This is a genomic window from Rhizobium sp. ERR 1071, assembly GCF_007828675.1.
Taxonomy (GTDB): Bacteria; Pseudomonadota; Alphaproteobacteria; order Rhizobiales; family Rhizobiaceae; genus Rhizobium; species Rhizobium dioscoreae.
Genome location: NZ_VITM01000009.1, coordinates 61,949 through 79,958, shown reverse-complemented (window position 1 = coordinate 79,958; position 18,010 = coordinate 61,949). Strand labels below are relative to the sequence as shown.

Sequence of the window (18,010 nt, the reverse complement as noted above, 5' to 3'; positions counted from 1 at the left end):
CTCACTCAGGCGCTAGGCTATGAGGCGGCGCTGCTCTTGTCCTCGGCCGGTTTTCGTTGCGGCGCGATCACAGATCGCCGCCGCGGCATGTCGCCAAAGAGGCCGCCGGGACGCACCAGCAGGATGATGCAGAGCATGACGCCGATCGCTACGATCTGCAGCGATGCCGCACGAGCCTGCTGTTCCGGCGAAAAGAGGATGCTCGTCAGCGCACCGGAACCAGCCCAGATAGCCCAGACCAGAACGCTGCCGACGATAGCACCCTTGTTGCTGCCAGAGCCACCGACGATCAGCATGACCCAGACCTGAAAGGTTAGGATCGGAAGATAATTGTCCGGCGCGATAAAGCCGATGAAATGCGCCTGTATGGCGCCAGCCAGCCCCATGATCGCACCGCCGACGGCAAAGGCCTGTACGCGATAGAAGCGAGCGCTCTTGCCAAGAGAAATGGCGGCGCGCTCGTCCTCACGCAACGCCTTGAGGACGCGTCCCCAAGGGCTTTTCGCCAGATGCTCCAGCGCAAAATAAACGATCAGCAATGCGACGACCACGATGCCGAGATTGGCCAAATTGAAAAGAAGTGGCGTTTCGGCGAGGCTGGAAAATGGGCGCGGAATGAAACCGATGCCAAAGGGGCCACCGGTCAGTTTCTGCGCATTCAGGGCCACGAGCTGGACGACGACGGCCACGCCGAAGGTGGTGATCGCCAGATAATCGGATTTCAGCCGGAGCGTCGCCACGCCGATAATGGCGGCGGCAAGACCGGCGACAATCATCGCGCCGAGCCAGCCGACGAGGATCGGCAGATCGAACCCACCGAACCGCCCGGCCGTATCCGGCGTCGTCAGCAGGGCCGAGGTATAGGCGCCGATCGCTACGAAGCCGGCGAGCCCGACATTGAAGAGGCCGGTCAGGCCCCATTGCAGGTTCAGGCCGAGGGTGATGAAGGAGAAGATCAACGCTGTGGTCAGGAAGAAAGCGCCGTAGCCAATAATGTCCATCATCGCTCTCTCACTCCGAAAAGGCCGATCGGCCGGATGAACAGCACCGCCATCAGGATGATGAAGGAAATGGCGGCACGCCATTCCGCACCGATAAGCTGAACCGCGGCCGCTTCGGCAAGGCCGATAATCAGGCCACCCAAAACCGCGCCCGGAACGCTCCCGATACCGCCGAGAATGGCGGCGGCAAACATCGGCAGAAGCATGTCAAAGCCCATCAGCGGGCGGATCTGCACGAGAATGCCGATCATGACGCCGGCGACACAGGCCAGTCCACCGCCGATCAGCCAGGTGACGCGCACGACCTTGGCGACATCGATGCCGACGACGCGGGCAAGCGCCGGATTTTGGCTCAGCGCCTGCATGGAACGCCCTGTCTGCGTCCTCGTCATCAGCATATGAACGCCGAAGACCAAAAGCGCCGTCACAATCAAAAGGGCGATCTGATCGGGCGTGATGCGGATGCCGAAACCGATCGGCATGGCGATCTGAATGGCGCGGCTGAAATAGGCCGGGCGCGACGTGAAGAGAAATTCGAGCAGGCTGCGCAGCGCCATGGAGGCACCGAAGCTCGCCATCACGACGATGATCGACTGGCCTTTAGCCCTTAGCCTGGCAAACAGCACCTTGTCGAGCGCGAGGGCAAGGATGCCGGTAAAGCCCATCGCCAGGATTACCGCCACGATCAACGGCCAGCCGAAGGAAAGCGGGCCAATGGGAGCGACCTTGCCGAAGATTGCGCCTATGGCACTGACGACAGCAAGCGTTGCATAGGTGCCCCAGGCCATGAAATCGCCGTGGGCGAAGTTCGAGAAACGCAGGATCGAATAGGTGAGCGTCACACCTATCGCGCCTAGGCCGATCATCGAGCCTGTGAGCAAGCCATCGATGATGAATTGCAGGTTCATGCCGCACCTCCCCTTGCCGAAGTTGCGGGTCGCTGCCCGAGGTAGAGTTCGGCTACGACAGGATCGCTCCAAAGCTCCGATGCAACGCCTTCATGCCTGTCTTTGCCCTCGACGAGAACATAGGCACGATCGCCAATCGCAAGCGCCGCCTTGGCATTCTGCTCGACCAGGAGAATGGTGACGCCGGATTTGCGGATTTCGCTCAGCATGTCGAAGACCATCGAGACGAATTTCGGCGAGAGGCCCGCCGAGGGCTCATCGAGCACGAGAAGCTTCGGGTGAACGATAAGAGCTCGGGCGACGGCCAGCATCTGCCGCTGCCCTCCCGAGAGATTGCCGGCCGCGATGCGGCGATGACGGGCAAGATCCGGAAAGGTCGCATACATTTCTTCGATGCGAACGGGCACGTCCTTCGGCTTCAGGATGCCGCCGGCAACCTTCAAATTGTCTTCGACGGACATCAGCGGAAAGACATTCTCCGTCTGCGGCACGAAGGCAAGGCCGAGCCGCACCATGATGTGCGCGGGCGTACTCGTTATATCGCTGCCGCCCAGTTCCACCGTGCCGCTTTCGACCGGAACCAGACCGGCGATCGCCTTGATGAAGCTCGACTTGCCGGCGCCGTTGGGGCCCAGCACAACGACGATTTCCCTCTCCTTCACCGTAATCGAGGCGCCACGCACGATCGGAACACCCGGCTCGTAGCCGGCAACGAGATTGCGAACACTCAAGACCGGTTCGCTCATGCCGCGCCTCCCAAATAGGCCTCGATGACGCGCGGATCCCGGGCTACCTCTTCCGGTGTGCCCTCGCAAAGAAGCTGGCCGCTCGCCATCACAAGCACGCGGTGACAGAGGCGCGTGACCATATCGATATTGTGTTCAATCAGAAGAAAGGTGACACCGCGCTGGTTGATATCGCGGATACGGTCGATGATCGTCTCCAGAAGCGTGGCGTTGACGCCGGCGGCGGGCTCATCGAGCAGGATGAGGGCAGGATCGGCCATCATGACGCGGGCAAGCTCCAGAAGCTTGCGTTGACCGCCCGATAGAACGCGCGCCGGTTCATGCGCCAGACGCGTCAGGTGAACGAGGTCAAGCAACTCCATCGCTTTTGCATAGGCCGCCTTCTCCTCAGCGGCGACCTTCCATGGCCGCAGGAAATTCGACAACAAGCGCTCTCCTGTCTGACGTTGGGCGGCCAGCATCACGTTGTCGAGAAGCGTCAGATTGGGAAACGGCCGCGGGATCTGGAAGGTGCGTCCAAGTCCGCGTGCGATCCGTCGATGGGCAGCCTCGCCTGCGACTGCGGTGCCATTCAAGACGATTTCGCCGGTGCTCGGCGCGACGCTACCGGCCAGAAGGTCGAACATCGTCGTCTTGCCGGCGCCGTTCGGACCGATCAAGCCGAGGATTTCGCCCTGGCGCACATGGAAGGAAACATCGTTGACGGCGACGAGGCCGCCGAAACGCCGCACCACGTTTCTGGCCGTCAGAACAGGCTGGGCTTCCTCCCCATGCCGTTCAGTTGTCGTACTCATGAGATCCCTCTGGCCGGAAAACGATCATTGCCGTTTCCCTGATTATTTGATTTGTGATCACACTTGCATTGATCACGCTAATCAGCTTTAATCCTCTTCGCAAGCCGAAAAAGGGATTTCGAATGCAAAAGGCCACCGCCGACAAGAGCGATCCGATTGCCGCACAGCTTGCGCCAGTGGGGCGAGAAACCGTTCAGGACCGGGTCTATCTGGAGCTGCGCCGGGCGCTGATCGGCGGGCTTTTCGAGCCGAGCCAGGTGCTGACGATCCGCGGTCTTGCCGACGCGCTGATGACCAGCACCATGCCGGTGCGCGAGGCGCTAGGTCGGCTCATTACCGAAAAGGCATTGGAAGCCCTCCCCAATCGATCCGTTCGCGTGCCGCCGATCACGCTGGAGCGCATGGACGATCTTCTGCGCGCTCGCATCCTGATCGAGGGCGAGGCGATCGCGCTTGCCGCGATCCGCATGACGCCGCGGCAGATTACGACCATCGAGAGCATGCTCGGCGAATGGGACGAGATGCGCGCGCTGAAGCACAAGAAGGATGTCGACCGCGAGGTGACGCTCAATCAGGCCTTTCACTTTGAGATCTATCGCGCCTGCGGTTCCGCCGTGCTGATCCCGATGATCGAAAGCCTTTGGCTGCAATCGGGCCCCTGTATCCGCGTCGCGATTTATGCCTTCTCGGATGCCGGCGAGGTCGATACCGCCCATTATCACCGCACCATCGTCAAGGCGATCGCCGCACAGGACGCCAGAGAAGCGCGCGATGCGCTGGTGGCGGACATTAGCCGGCCGTTCACCTTCCTGCGCAGCAAACTGGAAGCCGAAGCCAAAAGGGGCCAATCCGCATGAGCCAACGCGCCATCAAGATCTCCGAACCCAGTTCCGGCCTCAGTATCTTGGCACCTCTGCTGGAAACCAAGGCGCCCGATAATGCCGCCTTTCTCTGGACCTATCTCGGCGAAGCTCGCGTGGTTGGCGGCATTCATGCCATGTGGACCGGACCGGAAATCTCGTGCCCAATCCCGCCGGCGCATCTGAAGGGTGCTTCCTATGCAAACGCCCTGCCCGCCGAGAACGCGACACTGACGCCGCAGCCAGGCGATATTGTGCTCAGCTATGTGCCGCCGCGTATGTGGGGCGGCAATCCAGATGCGATCTTCGATATCGGTCTGTTCTATGGTCAGGGCGCTCGCCTGCTCTTCCCGATCGGCTGGCTTGCCGGCAGCGTCGTCGCGCAAGTGCGCCCAGAGGAGCGCGAACACTTCGCGGCGGCCTGCGGCGTCATCCGCCGCAAAGGCGCCTGCGACGTCACCTTCGAACGCGTGGAGATCTGAGATGGCCGCTGAAAGCGACGACAGTTTCGAGCTCTTCGACCTTAGAGTGGAAGCGGTCATTCCCGAGGGCAAGCCGATCTATTGCGGCGCCAAGCCGGGTGACTATTTCGAACTCAAGGGCGAGATGCTGTCCCTCCCTGCGGGCCAGGGCTTTTCGATCTACTCCATATCGGCCGTCCTGCCGCTGCTGGCGGCCAAGCAGCGACCAACCCACAAGAACGACTGGATGACCTCGGACGCGGAAATCGCCTGCCCCGACCCCAACTGCGCGAGCCGGCTGCGGATCGTCAGAACGGGCAAACGGCGGTTCAGCCATGCCGAAACAACGGCCGTGCCGTTGCCAGAAGGAGAATGAATTGCATGACCGCCAAGACTTTTGAGCTCAGCCCCGGATACGAGATTTCCCGCATCATCCGCGGCGGCTGGCAGCTTGCCGGCGGGCACGGCGAAATCGATCGCGCCCAGGCCGTGACCGACCTGATCGCTGCTTTCGACGTCGGCATCCGCACCTATGATTGCGCTGATATCTATACGGGCGTTGAGGAGCTGATAGGCGAGGCGCGCGAACGGCTTCGCAACGAGCGCGGCACGGAAGCCTCAAGCGCGATGAAGGTCCACACGAAGCTGGTTCCCGATCTGGAAAAGCTCGCAACCATCAGCCGCGACTATATTCGCGGCATCGTCGACAAATCGCTGCACAAACTGAAGACCGAACAGCTTGACCTGGTACAGTTTCACTGGTGGGACTACTCGCTATCAGGCTATCTCGAAGCCCTGAGCTGGCTGGACGAGATGCGCCGCGAAGGCAAGGTGCGTAATGTCGGCACGACCAATTTCGATACGCCGCATGTTGCCGAGATTCTGAAAGCCGGCATTCCACTCGTCAGCCAGCAATTGCAATATTCCGTTCTCGATCAACGGCCATCGCGTAGCCTCGCCAAGCTGGCGGCGGAGAACGACGTGAAGTTCCTCTGCTACGGCTCAGTGGCCGGCGGCTTCCTGAGCGACAAATGGCTAGGGGAGCCGGAACCGGAAATGCCGCTCGAGAATCGCTCGCTCGTCAAATACAAGCTGATCATCGATGACTTTGGCGGCTGGGAGCTGTTTCAATCACTGCTCGGCACGCTGAAAGCTATCGGTGATCGTCATGGCGTCGATATCGCCACGATCGCCAGCGCCTGGGTGTTGGAGCAGCCGCAGGTGGCCGCGGTCATCGTCGGCGCCCGCAATCAGGCGCATGCGCTCGCCAATGCCAGGATCATGGACATTGCCCTTTCGGACGAAGACCGCCGCCAGATTACCGACATCATCGCCCAAAGCCCTGGTCTCGATGGCGATGTCTATACGCTGGAGCGCGACCGTACCGGCAGGCACGGCTCGATCATGCATTACAACCTCAATGCGGGGAAGGTATGAGCCAGCAATCGCCTCTCTTCCGCAAAGCCAGCGCCGAAGTCATCGATTTCCATCGCTTCTTCGAAGCCTGGTACGATGCCGCCACTGCCGATCATACGGATTTCGGCCGCTGCGAGCGCACCTTCGGCCAGGCGTTCCATATGATCCCGCCGACCGGCCGTATCTTCGACCGCGCTGAAACCATCGAGCTCATCCGGGCAAACCGGGCGACGTTTCAGGGCAATTTCACCATCGAGATTTCGGATATCCGCGCGAGCTACGAAACTACGGATACGATCGTCCTGACTTATGTCGAAGCGCAGACGCGGGCTGGCAAATATAGCCGGCGTCAGGCGAGCGCCCTTTTCACTGCAAGTTCATCGGCACCCAACGGCGTCGAATGGCAGCATCTGCATGAAACCTGGCTGCAGATGCCGGAGACCTGACAGGTTCTAAAAACAGAAATGAAAATCGTTGACCGAACAAGGGGAACAAAGATGAAGAAGACGATATTTCAAATCACCACGGCTCTCGCCCTTCTGACTGCAGCCGGGGCCGCCAATGCCGCAGACTGCAAAGTCACGGTCGGCCTCGTGATGGAACTGACCGGCCCGGCCGGCGAATATGGCCAGGCGGGCGCGAAGTCCGTCGAGATGGCCTTCCGCGATATCAACGCCGCCGGCGGCGCCCATGGCTGCGATCTGGTGACGGATACGCGCGACAGCCAGAGCCAGGGCAATGTCGCAGTGGATGCTGCAACCCAGCTGGTGCAGGTCAAGAAGGTACCGGCTATAATCGGCGGCATTATTTCTTCGGTGACGATCCCGATCCTGACGTCGGTCACCGCACCCGCGAAGGTCGTGCAGGTATCGCCCGCTGCCTCCTCGCCAACGCTGACGGCGCTCGGCCGCGACGGCAAGACCAACGGCATCTTCTTCCGCACCATCACCTCGGATTCGCTGCAGGGCATTGCAGCCGCCAAATATGCGATCGACAAGGGGTTCAAGAAGCTCGCGATCATCCACGTCAACAATGATTTCGGCGTCAACATGGTCGCCGAATTCTCGAAAGCCTATAAGGCGCTCGGCGGCACGATCGTCTCGACGACGCCCTACAATGAAAAGCAGTCAAGCTATGCTTCCGAAGTGACAGCCGGCATGGGCGGCAATCCGGATGGCCTCTACCTCGTCAGTACGCCGGTTGATGGTGCGACGATTGCCCGCACATGGATCTCGCAAGGCGGCCCGCAGAAGTTCCTGCTCAATGACGGCATGAACAGCCCGGACTTTATCGATTCCGTCGGCGCCGACTATCTGAAGGACGCCTACGGCACCTCCTCGGGCACGACGCCGACGCCCTCGACCGACTATTTCAACAAGAACTACAAGGATTTCTCGGGGATCGAACCGACCAATCCGGCTGCTGACCGCGCCTATGACGCCGGCGCGATTGTCGGTCTCGCGCTGGCTATCGCCGGCGACGACACATCCAAGCTCAAGGATGACATCTATAAAGTCGTCGATCCCAAGGGCACGCCGATCTATGCCGGTAAGGAAGAGTTCGCCAAGGCGCTCGGTCTCATCAAGGAAGGCAAGCCGATCCGTTACGAGGGCGTCATCGGCCCGGTCTCCTTCGATCAATATGGCGACATCACCGGCCCCTTCCGACTCTGGAAGATCGCCGACGGCAAGGTCGTCACCGACGGCGAGCTGAAGATGGAAGACGTTTCAGCCCTGAAGGATAAGATCAAGTAGGCAACACTCTATTTTGCAAAAAGGCGAGGCGCTCCCATTGGGGTGCCTCGCTTGAAATCATCCTGGCGCAATCCTTTCAGCGGCTGATCTATGGTGACAGCTATCTGGCGTAGTTATTGAGAGACCCTCCGCTGATGCCCAGCAGTGCCGCTCGCCCTACCAATCCTACCCTGTGGACGCTGACAGCCGGCCCTGCCCCTGAACTTTCCCACGACCTGCCTTCCCGCTCAGATGTCGTCGTGATCGGCGGCGGCTTCACCGGCCTGACCGCAGCACTTCATCTTGCCCGCGCCGGCCGCTCCGTGACCGTTCTTGAGGCCGGGCGGCTGGGTGCGGGAGCCAGCGGCATGAATGCCGGCTTCGTGGTTCCGAATTTTGCCAAGGCCGATCCGACGACCGTCCGTCAGAAGCTGCCGCGCGGCAAGGCAGATGCGCTGTTGTCGCTCGTCGGTGCAGGCGCCGACGAGGTGTTTGCGACCATCGCGGAGGAACAGATTTCATGCGATGCGGTGCAGACCGGTTGGCTGCAGCCCGCTTATGGCGACGACATGGCAGCGATCCTGCGCCAAAGGGCGAAGGACTGGACAGAACTTGGTCGTCCAGTCGAATTTCTCGATGCCGGCGCCATCCGCAATGAGACCGGTATGGCGATCTATTCCGGAGGATTGATCGATCACTCCGGTGGCACGATCCACCCGCTGAATTATCTCTACGGGCTCGCAAGGGCGGTCATGCAGCGCGGCGCCATGATCCGCGAAAACAGCGTGGTCGAGCATGTCGAGCGACATGCCGGCACCTGGCGCGTTAACCTCGTGGACCATGAAATCGAAACGGAGGTCGTCATCCTCGCCACCAACGCCTTCACGAGCGGCATAGCTTCCCGCATGGGTCGAACGGGCGTGCCGTTAAAGGTGTATCAAGTGGCGACGAAGCCGATCGATGCCGAAACTGTTGCGCGGATCGCCCCAAATCGCCGGCCTGTCGGCGATACGCGCTCCAACCTCTTCACCTACCGGCTCGATCGCGACAACAGGCTGATCAGCGGCGGTATGGCGATCAATCCGGTCGGCGCCTTCGAGCGCGTCGGTCGCGCCGTCGTCGACCGGCTCACATCCGAACTCCGTCTGCCGCGTCATCCGGGTGTGGAGATCGTCTGGACCGGAACGGCGATCATGACGCCGGACTTCCTGCCGCGCCTCTATCATTTCGGCGACGGCTTCTTCGGAGGGATCGGCTGCAACGGCCGCGGCATCGCCATGACGGCGCAACTCGGTCGGACACTGGCGAGACTGGCGCTCGGCGAAACGGCGGAATCTCTGCCGATTCCGCTGCAATCCGGCCGCGCTCTGCCATTTCATTGCTTCACGCCGGTCATTGCTTCGCTTGCGCTCGCACATGCACGCTTTGAAGATTGGCGAACCGGACGCCGCTAATCGGCGTAAGATCAATATTCATGAGCACCGGTACAGCTCCAGGCAGTAATTGACCATTAATTCTATAGAGAAAGGAATGAAGACGCGACCTCATCCCCAAAAAATGAAATGCCTTTTCTCGAAGCCCGGCTTTGAATGCGGCATCGTGGCGCCGAATGAAATCGGAGCCTGTCCATGAACGCGCAATTGCACCATATCAACGCCACGCATCCGGAGGCCACGGTACTGGAGACCGAGCAACAAGCGCTGGCCGTCGCGCAGGAGCTTGCAGCACGCTTTGCCGCTAGCGCCTCGGAGCGCGACAGCGAGAGGCTGCTCCCCTTTGCCGAGATGGATGCCCTGGCACAATCCGGACTGCTGGCGATCACCGTCCCCGAGGAATATGGTGGTCTCGATGTTTCGAATGCGGCGCTGGCCGAGATCACGGCGATCCTGGCTGAGGCGGATGGCTCGATTGGACAGATCCCGCAGAACCATTTCTATATCCTTGAGGCTCTGCGCGTCGATGGCTCCGAGGATCAGAAACGCTTCTTCTTCAGCCGCGCATTGGCCGGCGACCGATTCGGCAATGCCTTGTCCGAGCGGGGCACGAAAACGGTCGGGCACTATAATACCCGCATTACTCGCGATGGACCCGGCTATCGCATCAATGGCCGCAAGTTCTATTCGACGGGCGTTCTCTTTGCCGATTGGATCACCGTCTTCGCGCTGGATGAAGCTGACAAGCTGGTCATGGCTTTCGTGCCGAAGGGTACGGAGGGCGTCGAAATCATCGACGATTGGGATGGCTTCGGACAACGTACGACAGGCAGCGGCACGACGGCGCTCAACAATGTCTATGTGAACGCCGACCATGTCGTCCTGCATCATAAGGGCTTCGAGCGGCCGACGACGATCGGTTCCGTCGGCCAGATCATCCATGCCGGCGTCGATCTCGGCATTGCCCGGGCCGCTTTCGCGGAAACGCTCGATTTCGTGAAAACCAGGTCACGCCCCTGGATGGATAGTGGCGTCGACCGCGCCAGCGACGATCCGCTAACGATCGCCAAGATCGGCCAGATCGCCATCCGGCTTGAAGCGGCGGCTGCGACCATCGAACGCGCCGGCCGCAAGGTAGATGCCGCTCAGGTCGAGACGACGGAGAAGCGGGTGGTCGAGGCGACGCTGGCCGTTGCGGCAGCCAAGGCACTGACGACGGAAATCGCGATCGAAGCGACGAACACGCTTTTCGAGCTTGCCGGAACAGCCTCCGTGAAGCTCGACCTCAATCTCGACCGTCACTGGCGCAATGCCCGCACGCATACGCTTCACGACCCCGTTCGATGGAAATATCACGTCGTCGGCAATTATCACCTGAACGATGTCATTCCGCCGAAGAATGGCGCGCTTTGACGGATAGACGAAGGCCCCGTCGCAGACGCCGGGGCTTTCATACAAACAAAGGCGTAAGTCAGGAGCGCCACGCTGAGGCCAGCTAGTGCCGATCCATATGGAGTTCCATGGACTGATCGGCGGCCGCCGCGAGGCTTTCCAGACCGGTTGCAACGACCGATACCCTGAACACCCCGTCGAGAGTCTTGTCGAAGATCGCACCGACGACGATATCGGCATCGGCAAAGACTTCGTCGCGGATGCGACTGGCGGCCTCATCGACCTCGAACAACGTCATATCTGTCCCGCCGGAAATGGAGATCAGCACACCCCGCGCGCCCTTCATGCTCATATCGTCGAGAAGCGGATTGGAGACGGCGGCGTCTGCCGCTTTCAGCGCGCGGCCCGGCCCTGACGCCTCGCCCGTTCCCATCATCGCGCGCCCCATTCCCCGCATCACGGATTTGACGTCGGCGAAGTCGAGATTGATGAGACCTTCCTTAATGATCAGATCCGTAATGCAGCTGACGCCCGCATACAGGACCCGATCCGCAGTCACAAAGGCATTCTCGAAGGTGGTCGTGGCGTCCGCAATGCGAAACAGGTTCTGATTGGGGATGACAATGACGGTATCCGCACTTTCGCGCAGCCGCTCGATGCCCTGGTCGGCCGTGCGCATGCGTCGGTTACCCTCGAAGGTAAAAGGCTTGGTGACGACTCCGACCGTGAGGATGCCCGCCTGACGCGCGGCCTGAGCAATGATCGGGGCGGCGCCCGTGCCGGTGCCACCACCCATTCCGGCCGTCACGAAGCACATATGCGTACCGTGGAGATGATCCATGATCTCATCGATGGATTCCTCGGCGGCGGCTCGTCCGATGTCCGGCAGGGAGCCTGCACCGAGACCTTCCGTCACTTGTGCGCCAAGTTGAATGCGCCTGGTCGCTTTGGACGTCGCAAGCGCCTGTGCATCCGTATTTGCCGCTATAAATTCAACGCCCTGAAGTTGTTGCGCGATCATGTTGTTGATCGCGTTGCCGCCGCCACCGCCGACACCGACGACGGAAATCTTCGGTATCACCCCGGAAAGTGGTGCGCGCATGTCTGCCATGAAGGACTCCATTGGATCAATTTCATTCTCAATCGCGATCGCCTGTCCCTATTGGAAACGGACATTGGAGCGATTCGTGATGGAAGAGATCCTAGTGAGGAACGTGTGCGCATTGCGGCGTGCGGCGGCAGCCCTCCACAGAATAGTGAGTTGAGCACAGGATTTATGAGCCGGATATCAGAACATCAATCGTCCAGCATCGCGGGAGACCACAAGCGGGCGAGCCTGTTTGAAGCTGTGGCGTGTTCCAACACTGGTCCACGCCACACCAGATGCCAATGACGCTGATCGATCTTGAGTGCGGATGAAGTCACCATCAGCTCGGATTACGAGCCGATCCACTTCTTAAACTCCGCCGCGTCCCCGCCCCGGCGTTTAGCTGTAGAGGCTGACCTCTGGAATCCGGTCATTGAGCACGAACTCGCCGACCTCCTTGGCCTTGTAAAAGACCGGATCGTGCAGGGTGTGCGTCCGCACATTGCGCCAGAAGCGATCGAAGCGATATTTCTCCGCGGTCGAGCGCGCGCCGGTCAGCTCGAAGACGCGCGAGGTGATATCGAGGGCAACGTGGGTCGCGTGCACCTTCGCCGCATAGGCTTCGGCCGCTGCTTCACCGCGCTCGCGCGCCGTTGCCTTGTGTCCTCTAGCAAGAGCTTCCTGAACCGTCGCAGCAGCGCTGTCGGCCAGGGCGGCGGATGCCTTGAGGGCTGCGGTAAATTCACCGACACGCTCCAGAATATAAGGGTCGTCCGATGCCCGTTCGACACCGGAAGTGATCCAGGGCCGCGTCGTCGTGCGGACATAATCGACAGCCTCGCGTAGCGCACCCTCCGCTGTGCCCAGATAGAAATTGACGAAAACAAGCTGGATGAGCGGCGTGTTGAAGGTCGCAAGCACCGGCGCTTCGCCACCGGTCGATGCCGCCTTGTCCAGGTCCTCTTCGTAAACAGGAAAATCGTGGAACTCGACACTGCCGCTGTCGGAGAGACGCTGGCCGAAATTGTCCCAGTCGTCATTGGCTTTGTAACCGGCCCGATTGGTCGGGACGGCAAAGCCAACGATCCGGTCATCAAGCGCGGCATTGGCGTTGACGTAATCGGAGACATGCGCGGCCGTGGAAAAGGACTTGCGGCCGTTCAGGACATAGCCGTTGCCGCGGCGCGTCAGCACGAGGCCGGGATCGCGCGGATTGACTGCTGCACCCCAGTAAAGGCTATTGGCGACCGTCTTGCCGCCGAGCTCCTGGGCGCGGGCCTCGTCAAAGGCCCAATAGATGTACTGGCTGTTGACGTAGTGATAGCCGAGAAGCTGGCCGATGGAGCTCTCACCGCGCGCAAGAATGCGCACCAGCCGCAAACCATCCACCCAATCGAGGCCGCCGCCACCGATCTGCGACCCGTGCAGCGCGTTCAGCAAGCCGGCATTTTTCAGCTTGACGATCTCGCCAAGCGGCGGCCGGCCTTCGCGGTCAAGCTCTGCGGCGCGCTTGGAAAGATCGGCTGCAATCTCTTCCGCTCTGGCAAAGAGATCTTCCCGCGTGACATTACGATTGCCCGCAAAGATGACGTTGGACTGGCTCATGATGTGAACTCCGGTTCAGTAGCGTAATCTGGTGGGATCGGAAATCCCGCCGACATATCGACAATGGCTGCTTAAAAAAGCTTGTCCGGGATCCAGCTGGCGGTCACTGCATCGCTGGCGCTGAAGGCGGGAACTTTCTTGGCCAGTTCCTCAATCGTCTGGACGTTGGCGGCGCGAAGTCCTTCCTGCGTCAGCAGCGTCGGCTTGACGGTGATCTGATGCGGAACCTCCTGCCCCGCGACCTGCAAGGCGGCGGCACGGATGGAAACGGCGCCGACGACGGCCGGATTGGTCGCGACCGTAGCCACCCATGGGCTGCCCGGTTCGGTGATTTCCTGAATGTCGGCCGTCGATACGTCGGCCGAGTAGATCTTCAGTTTGTCGGCAATGCCGAGATCCGTGGCAGCAAGCTTCACGCCGCGGGCAAACTCGTCATAGGGTGCGAAGACGACTGATATATCGGGATTGGCCGCCAGCGCCGCCTTTGCCTGATCGGCAGTCGAGGTCGCGGTCGTATCGCTGACGTTACCGAAGCGAGCCTTTTCGACGACACCGGCATTCTGCTTCTTGAAAGCATCCCAGACCTCATTGCGGCGGTCGAGCGGAGCAAAGCCGGCGACATAGACATAGCCCGCCTTGAAACTGTCGCCATTTTCCTTGACCACCTGCTTCAGGGCGAGGTCGGCAAGTTCGTGATCGCTCTGCTCGACCTGTGGAACCCTAGGATTGTTGAGATTGACGTCAAAGGCAACGACCTTGATACCCTTGTCGAGCGCCTGCTGAACGACGTCGCCAAGTGATTCTGGTAGACCGTGATCGATGACGATGGCGGAAACGCCGAGATTGATCGCCTGAAGGATCTGTTCACGCTGGGCGGCTGCGTCCTGGCGCCCGGGGAAAACGCGAAGATCGATATCGAGCGCCTTGGCCTGCGCTTCGGCACCCGCCTGATAGGCCTGGAAGAAATCGCCGGCGGAAATGTAGCTGACCAGAGCAACTTTTACGCCACCCTTGTCGAAAGGCGCAGGCGCACCGTTCACACCGGCAGCCAGCGCCGTCTGTGCCAGAAGAAGCGGGGCAACGGCCGACAGGGCAAGCCGTGTGAATAATCTCATCGTTGCGATCCTCACGATCCATCGGAAGCGTCGTCTGACGGATAGATGACCCTGCGACGCATGCAATTATTAGATATAAACCCTATATTTTTAGTAGATTAAATCATCCGATTTTGGCTGGCTTCGGAGATTCTTTGTTCGTTTGCCGAGGGAATGGCGGCAAGGACTTACCCGGCGGAAAAGCCTCAGGCGAAGGGTTCCGCGAGCATTTCCTCGAGATCGGCCCGTGCCTGTGGCGAGAGATAGGGTCGCAACAGGCTCGCGACCTGGCCGAGCCCCCAATGCACATGCTGAGGCGTCAATTCCCCCACACCTTCCTGAAGACCGAGATAGACGGCCCAATAGGTGGCAACGATCCGCATATTGGTCATCAATGCATTGCGCTCCTCCGCGGCGGTGCTGATCAAGCCAGCCTCTTCCATGCGCTGAAAAATGGCATCGACGGAAACACGCATGCCGGCGCTGACCATCAGGATCGGCCCTCTCAAGCCAGGTGCGATTGCCAACAGGCCGGGAATATCGCGAAAGAGGAAGCGATGGGTCCAGACTAGCGAGAACCATTTGCGCAAAAAGCCGGCATAGGCTTTTGAATCCGCCCCTTCTACGGAATCGGCCTGCCTGACGAGCGCCAATGCATCGGCTTCGAAGCGAGAAAACAAGGCCAGGACAAGCGACTCCTTGGTGCGGAAATGATAATAGAGATTGCCCTGGTTGATGTGCACGGCCTTGGCGATTTCCGCCGTGGTGACGGCTTCCGGTCCTTTCTGATTGAAGAGCGACAATGTCGAGACGAGAATCCGCTCGCGCGTATCGGGCCGCGCAGCCACGTCCTTCTTCCCACCTTTGCTGGCCGTCATCTCGTCCCCCTTGAAGCTCTAAGGTATCCACCTTATTCTTTGTAAGGCAAATACCTTAATCCTGATCTACAGGCATCCGCCGGGCTGAACAAGGAGACTGAAGGATGAATGCACGTGTGAACGCTGCCGATCTCTCGCAGACGACATTTCCCCTCACTCCGCGCTCAATGCCGCATGTCCTCCTGTCGCTGATCCGCAATCCGCTCGACGCACTGCCGCCGGAAATCTTCACCGAGCCCATGGTCTTCACCAAGGTGGGTGGAAAACTGCGGATCTATCTGGCCGATCCCGAGCTCATCTATCAGGCGCTGGTGCGCAATTCCGACGCGCTCAGCAAAGGCGAAGATGTGCGCCGCGTGCTAGGCCCGGCTCTCGGCAACGGCATTCTGACCTCCGATGGCGCCCATTGGAAATGGCAGCGACAGTCGGTGGCCGGCGCCTTTCGCCATGAAAAACTGTTGGAACTGCAGCCAGCCATGATTGCGGCGGCCGGGCGCAGGCGTGATCTCTGGCTCACCCGTAAGAACAGCCCCATCGACCTGTGTCAGGAAATGATGCGCACCACCTTCGATATTATCGTCGATACGATGATGTCGGGCGGCGAAGGCATCGATGTCGACAAGGTCGAGCACAATATTACCAACTACCTCAAGCCGACCGGCTGGAAATTCGCGCTCGGCCTTCTTGGCCTGCCCGACTGGATGCCCCATCCCGGCAAGGAGAAGGCGCGATCGGCCGTTGCCTTCCTGCGAACGACCCTTGGTACGGTGATTGCCGAACGACGCCGCAGCGGCGGGGAACGGAGCGATCTGGTTTCCATGCTGCTTAACGCAGCCGACCCCGAAACCGGTCGCATGATGACCGATGAAGAGATCATCGACAATCTGATGACCTTCATCACCGCCGGGCACGAGACGACGGCGCTCGGTCTTGCCTGGACCTTCCATCTTCTTGCGCGCCATCCGGATTGCCAGGCCAAGCTCTTTGAAGAAATTGCCACCGTGACCGAGGGCGGCCCGCTGACGGCAGAACATCTCGGCAAGCTCACCTACACCAGGCAGGTCTTTTCGGAAGCCATGCGGCTCTATCCGCCGGCGCCAATCGTTTCGCGCGCGGTCACTAGCGAATTTGCCATCGGCACGCACATGATACCGGCGGGCACCATTATCTATGTACCGATCTACGCCGTGCATCATCATGCGGATCTTTGGGAAGACCCGCAGCTTTTTGATCCCGACCGCTTTGAGCCGGCGGTGGCGCGAAATCGCCATCGCTACACCTTCATGCCCTTCGGTGCCGGCCCGCGCGTCTGCATCGGCAATGGCTTTGCAATGATGGAGGCCGTCGCGATCCTCGCCGTACTCCTGCAGAAATTCCGCGTAACCGGCTCGACCGAGTCTTCGCCCAAGCCGGTCATGAAGGTTACGTTGCGGCCCATGCATCCGCTGTCGATCAATCTCGTGGAGCGATAGTCGAGCGGGTCGTCTGCCCCGAACAGAAACGAGGGGGCGTCTCAGCCGCCCCAAGTTTGTTCGAGGACACGGACCCAGTTCTGATGGGCGATTTTGGCAAGCGACTGATCGTCGAACCCGTGCGCGCGCAGGGCTTCGATCAGCTTCGGCAAGCCGCTCGCATCGCTGAGCGCCGCTGGAATGGTCGTGCCGTCGAAATCGGAGCCGAGCGCGACATGCTCGATGCCGATACGCTCAGCAATGTAAGCGACGTGGCGAACGAGGACTTCGAGCGGCGTATCGGTGTTTCTAACACCATCATCCCGCAGGAAGAGCACGCCGAAATTGATGCCGACCAGGCCGCCGGTATCGCGGATCGCGTCGAGCTGCTTGTCGGTCAGATTGCGGCTGTGAGGGCTGATGGCATGCGCATTGGAATGCGAGGCGACCAGCGGCGCATTCGACAGCTTGGCGATATCCCAGAATCCCTGCTCGTTCATATGCGAGAGATCGATCATGATCCTGAGCTCGTTGCTGGCGCGGATCAGATCCTTGCCGGCGTCGGTGAGCCCTGGGCCGATATCGGGCGACGAAGGAAACCGGAAAGGCACACCATAGGCAAAGACATTGGGGCGGCTCCAGACCGGCCCGAGCGTGCGCAGGCCGGCCTGATGCAGAACGTAGAGAGCATCGAGATCGGCCGCGACCGCTTCCGCACCTTCGATGTGGAATACGGCAGCAAACTGGCCTTCGGCAATCGACCGCTTGATATCACCGGCCGTGCGGCAGACCTTCACGGCTCCCTGGGAGCGCGCTTCAATCGCAAGCAGAAGCCGCGCCATGGCCAGAGTTTCATTCAGCGCGTCGGGCTGAGCAGGTGTTGCGAAATCGGCATTTTCCGCCTTCGGCTGATCCGGCGACGGGATAAATATGGCGCAGAGGCCGCCCGCGAGACCGCCACGGCGAGCGCGAGGCAGATCGATATGTCCGGCAGCTTCGCCATTCAGGAAAGCATCGACGGAATTCAAGCCACCGCGGCGCAGCCGGAGCAGCACGTCATTATGGCCATCGAAGACGGGGATTATCGAGGATTCGGTCATGTCTCATTCCAAAAATTGCAGTTGATATCTGCCTAGGCAAGCTTGGCGGAA

18 protein-coding genes are annotated in these 18,010 nt (G+C 60.4%); 9 read left to right on the top strand and 9 right to left on the bottom strand.

Annotated features, from left to right (window positions below; genetic code table 11):
- Nucleotides 1-17: 17 nt before the first annotated feature.
- From FBZ99_RS25250 to FBZ99_RS25235, 4 genes are read right to left on the bottom strand one after another with little or no spacing between them, the layout of a single operon-like run.
- On the bottom strand, nt 18-1,004 hold the full coding sequence (locus tag FBZ99_RS25250) for a branched-chain amino acid ABC transporter permease (RefSeq protein WP_162748766.1): 987 nt from the start codon (nt 1,002-1,004) through the stop codon (nt 18-20).
- Nucleotides 1,001-1,909 carry a branched-chain amino acid ABC transporter permease gene (locus tag FBZ99_RS25245; protein ID WP_113350987.1) on the bottom strand — a complete coding sequence of 303 codons (909 nt, stop codon included), beginning with the start codon at nt 1,907-1,909 and terminating at the stop codon, nt 1,001-1,003. The genes FBZ99_RS25250 and FBZ99_RS25245 overlap by 4 nt, the downstream gene beginning before the upstream one ends.
- Nucleotides 1,906-2,655, bottom strand: coding sequence for an ABC transporter ATP-binding protein (locus FBZ99_RS25240; RefSeq protein ID WP_113350986.1), 750 nt, complete (start codon nt 2,653-2,655; stop codon nt 1,906-1,908). Before FBZ99_RS25240 ends, FBZ99_RS25245 begins: the two co-directional genes overlap by 4 nt.
- Entirely contained in the window at nt 2,652-3,449 is a 798-nt protein-coding gene (locus FBZ99_RS25235) for an ABC transporter ATP-binding protein (protein ID WP_113350985.1), read from the bottom strand. The genes FBZ99_RS25240 and FBZ99_RS25235 overlap by 4 nt, the downstream gene beginning before the upstream one ends.
- A gap of 122 nt (nt 3,450-3,571) precedes the next feature.
- Between FBZ99_RS25235 and FBZ99_RS25230 the strand changes: the two genes are divergently transcribed.
- The 8 genes from FBZ99_RS25230 to FBZ99_RS25195 all read left to right on the top strand — a co-directional run bounded on the left by FBZ99_RS25230 (nt 3,572) and on the right by FBZ99_RS25195 (nt 10,765).
- Complete coding sequence (locus tag FBZ99_RS25230; RefSeq protein ID WP_113351078.1) at nt 3,572-4,306, top strand: GntR family transcriptional regulator; 735 nt, start codon at nt 3,572-3,574, stop codon at nt 4,304-4,306.
- Nucleotides 4,303-4,791: a DUF3830 family protein gene (locus tag FBZ99_RS25225; protein ID WP_113350984.1), complete on the top strand. Its 489-nt coding sequence runs from the start codon at nt 4,303-4,305 to the stop codon at nt 4,789-4,791. Before FBZ99_RS25230 ends, FBZ99_RS25225 begins: the two co-directional genes overlap by 4 nt.
- 1 nt (nt 4,792) lies before the next feature.
- Nucleotides 4,793-5,146 (top strand): TIGR04076 family protein, encoded by a 354-nt coding sequence (locus FBZ99_RS25220; protein WP_095437503.1) that lies wholly within the window; start codon nt 4,793-4,795, stop codon nt 5,144-5,146.
- 5 nt (nt 5,147-5,151) lie between these two features.
- Entirely contained in the window at nt 5,152-6,207 is a 1,056-nt protein-coding gene (locus FBZ99_RS25215) for an aldo/keto reductase (protein WP_113350983.1), read from the top strand.
- Nucleotides 6,204-6,632 carry a hypothetical protein gene (locus tag FBZ99_RS25210; RefSeq protein ID WP_112344874.1) on the top strand — a complete coding sequence of 143 codons (429 nt, stop codon included), beginning with the start codon at nt 6,204-6,206 and terminating at the stop codon, nt 6,630-6,632. Before FBZ99_RS25215 ends, FBZ99_RS25210 begins: the two co-directional genes overlap by 4 nt.
- Before the next feature lie 51 nt (nt 6,633-6,683).
- Entirely contained in the window at nt 6,684-7,940 is a 1,257-nt protein-coding gene (locus FBZ99_RS25205; protein WP_113329194.1) for an ABC transporter substrate-binding protein, read from the top strand.
- Between the two features lie 134 nt (nt 7,941-8,074).
- Nucleotides 8,075-9,373: an NAD(P)/FAD-dependent oxidoreductase gene (locus tag FBZ99_RS25200; RefSeq protein ID WP_113350982.1), complete on the top strand. Its 1,299-nt coding sequence runs from the start codon at nt 8,075-8,077 to the stop codon at nt 9,371-9,373.
- A 174-nt stretch (nt 9,374-9,547) separates the two neighbouring features.
- Nucleotides 9,548-10,765 (top strand): SfnB family sulfur acquisition oxidoreductase, encoded by a 1,218-nt coding sequence (locus tag FBZ99_RS25195; protein WP_113350981.1) that lies wholly within the window; start codon nt 9,548-9,550, stop codon nt 10,763-10,765.
- An 82-nt stretch (nt 10,766-10,847) separates the two neighbouring features.
- Here the strand turns inward: FBZ99_RS25195 and ftsZ are convergent, their stop codons facing one another.
- The 4 genes from ftsZ to FBZ99_RS25175 form a co-directional block, all read right to left on the bottom strand.
- Nucleotides 10,848-11,855: a cell division protein FtsZ gene (gene ftsZ, locus FBZ99_RS25190; protein WP_145635572.1), complete on the bottom strand. Its 1,008-nt coding sequence runs from the start codon at nt 11,853-11,855 to the stop codon at nt 10,848-10,850.
- Nucleotides 11,856-12,230: 375 nt separating this feature from the next.
- Nucleotides 12,231-13,436 (bottom strand): acyl-CoA dehydrogenase family protein, encoded by a 1,206-nt coding sequence (locus tag FBZ99_RS25185; protein WP_145319873.1) that lies wholly within the window; start codon nt 13,434-13,436, stop codon nt 12,231-12,233.
- A gap of 71 nt (nt 13,437-13,507) precedes the next feature.
- Entirely contained in the window at nt 13,508-14,551 is a 1,044-nt protein-coding gene (locus FBZ99_RS25180) for a substrate-binding domain-containing protein (protein WP_145635571.1), read from the bottom strand.
- 185 nt (nt 14,552-14,736) lie between these two features.
- A complete protein-coding gene (locus FBZ99_RS25175; protein WP_113329199.1) occupies nt 14,737-15,408 on the bottom strand; it encodes a TetR/AcrR family transcriptional regulator in 672 nt (223 codons plus the stop codon).
- Between the two features lie 104 nt (nt 15,409-15,512).
- Between FBZ99_RS25175 and FBZ99_RS25170 the strand changes: the two genes are divergently transcribed.
- The gene (locus tag FBZ99_RS25170) at nt 15,513-16,880 is read left to right on the top strand and encodes a cytochrome P450 (RefSeq protein ID WP_145635569.1); all 1,368 of its coding nucleotides are present in this window, start codon (nt 15,513-15,515) and stop codon (nt 16,878-16,880) included.
- Nucleotides 16,881-16,921: 41 nt separating this feature from the next.
- On the opposite strand, the gene FBZ99_RS25165 is transcribed toward FBZ99_RS25170, so the two are convergent.
- Complete coding sequence (locus tag FBZ99_RS25165) at nt 16,922-17,959, bottom strand: dipeptidase (RefSeq protein WP_145635567.1); 1,038 nt, start codon at nt 17,957-17,959, stop codon at nt 16,922-16,924.
- Nucleotides 17,960-18,010: the final 51 nt, after the last annotated feature.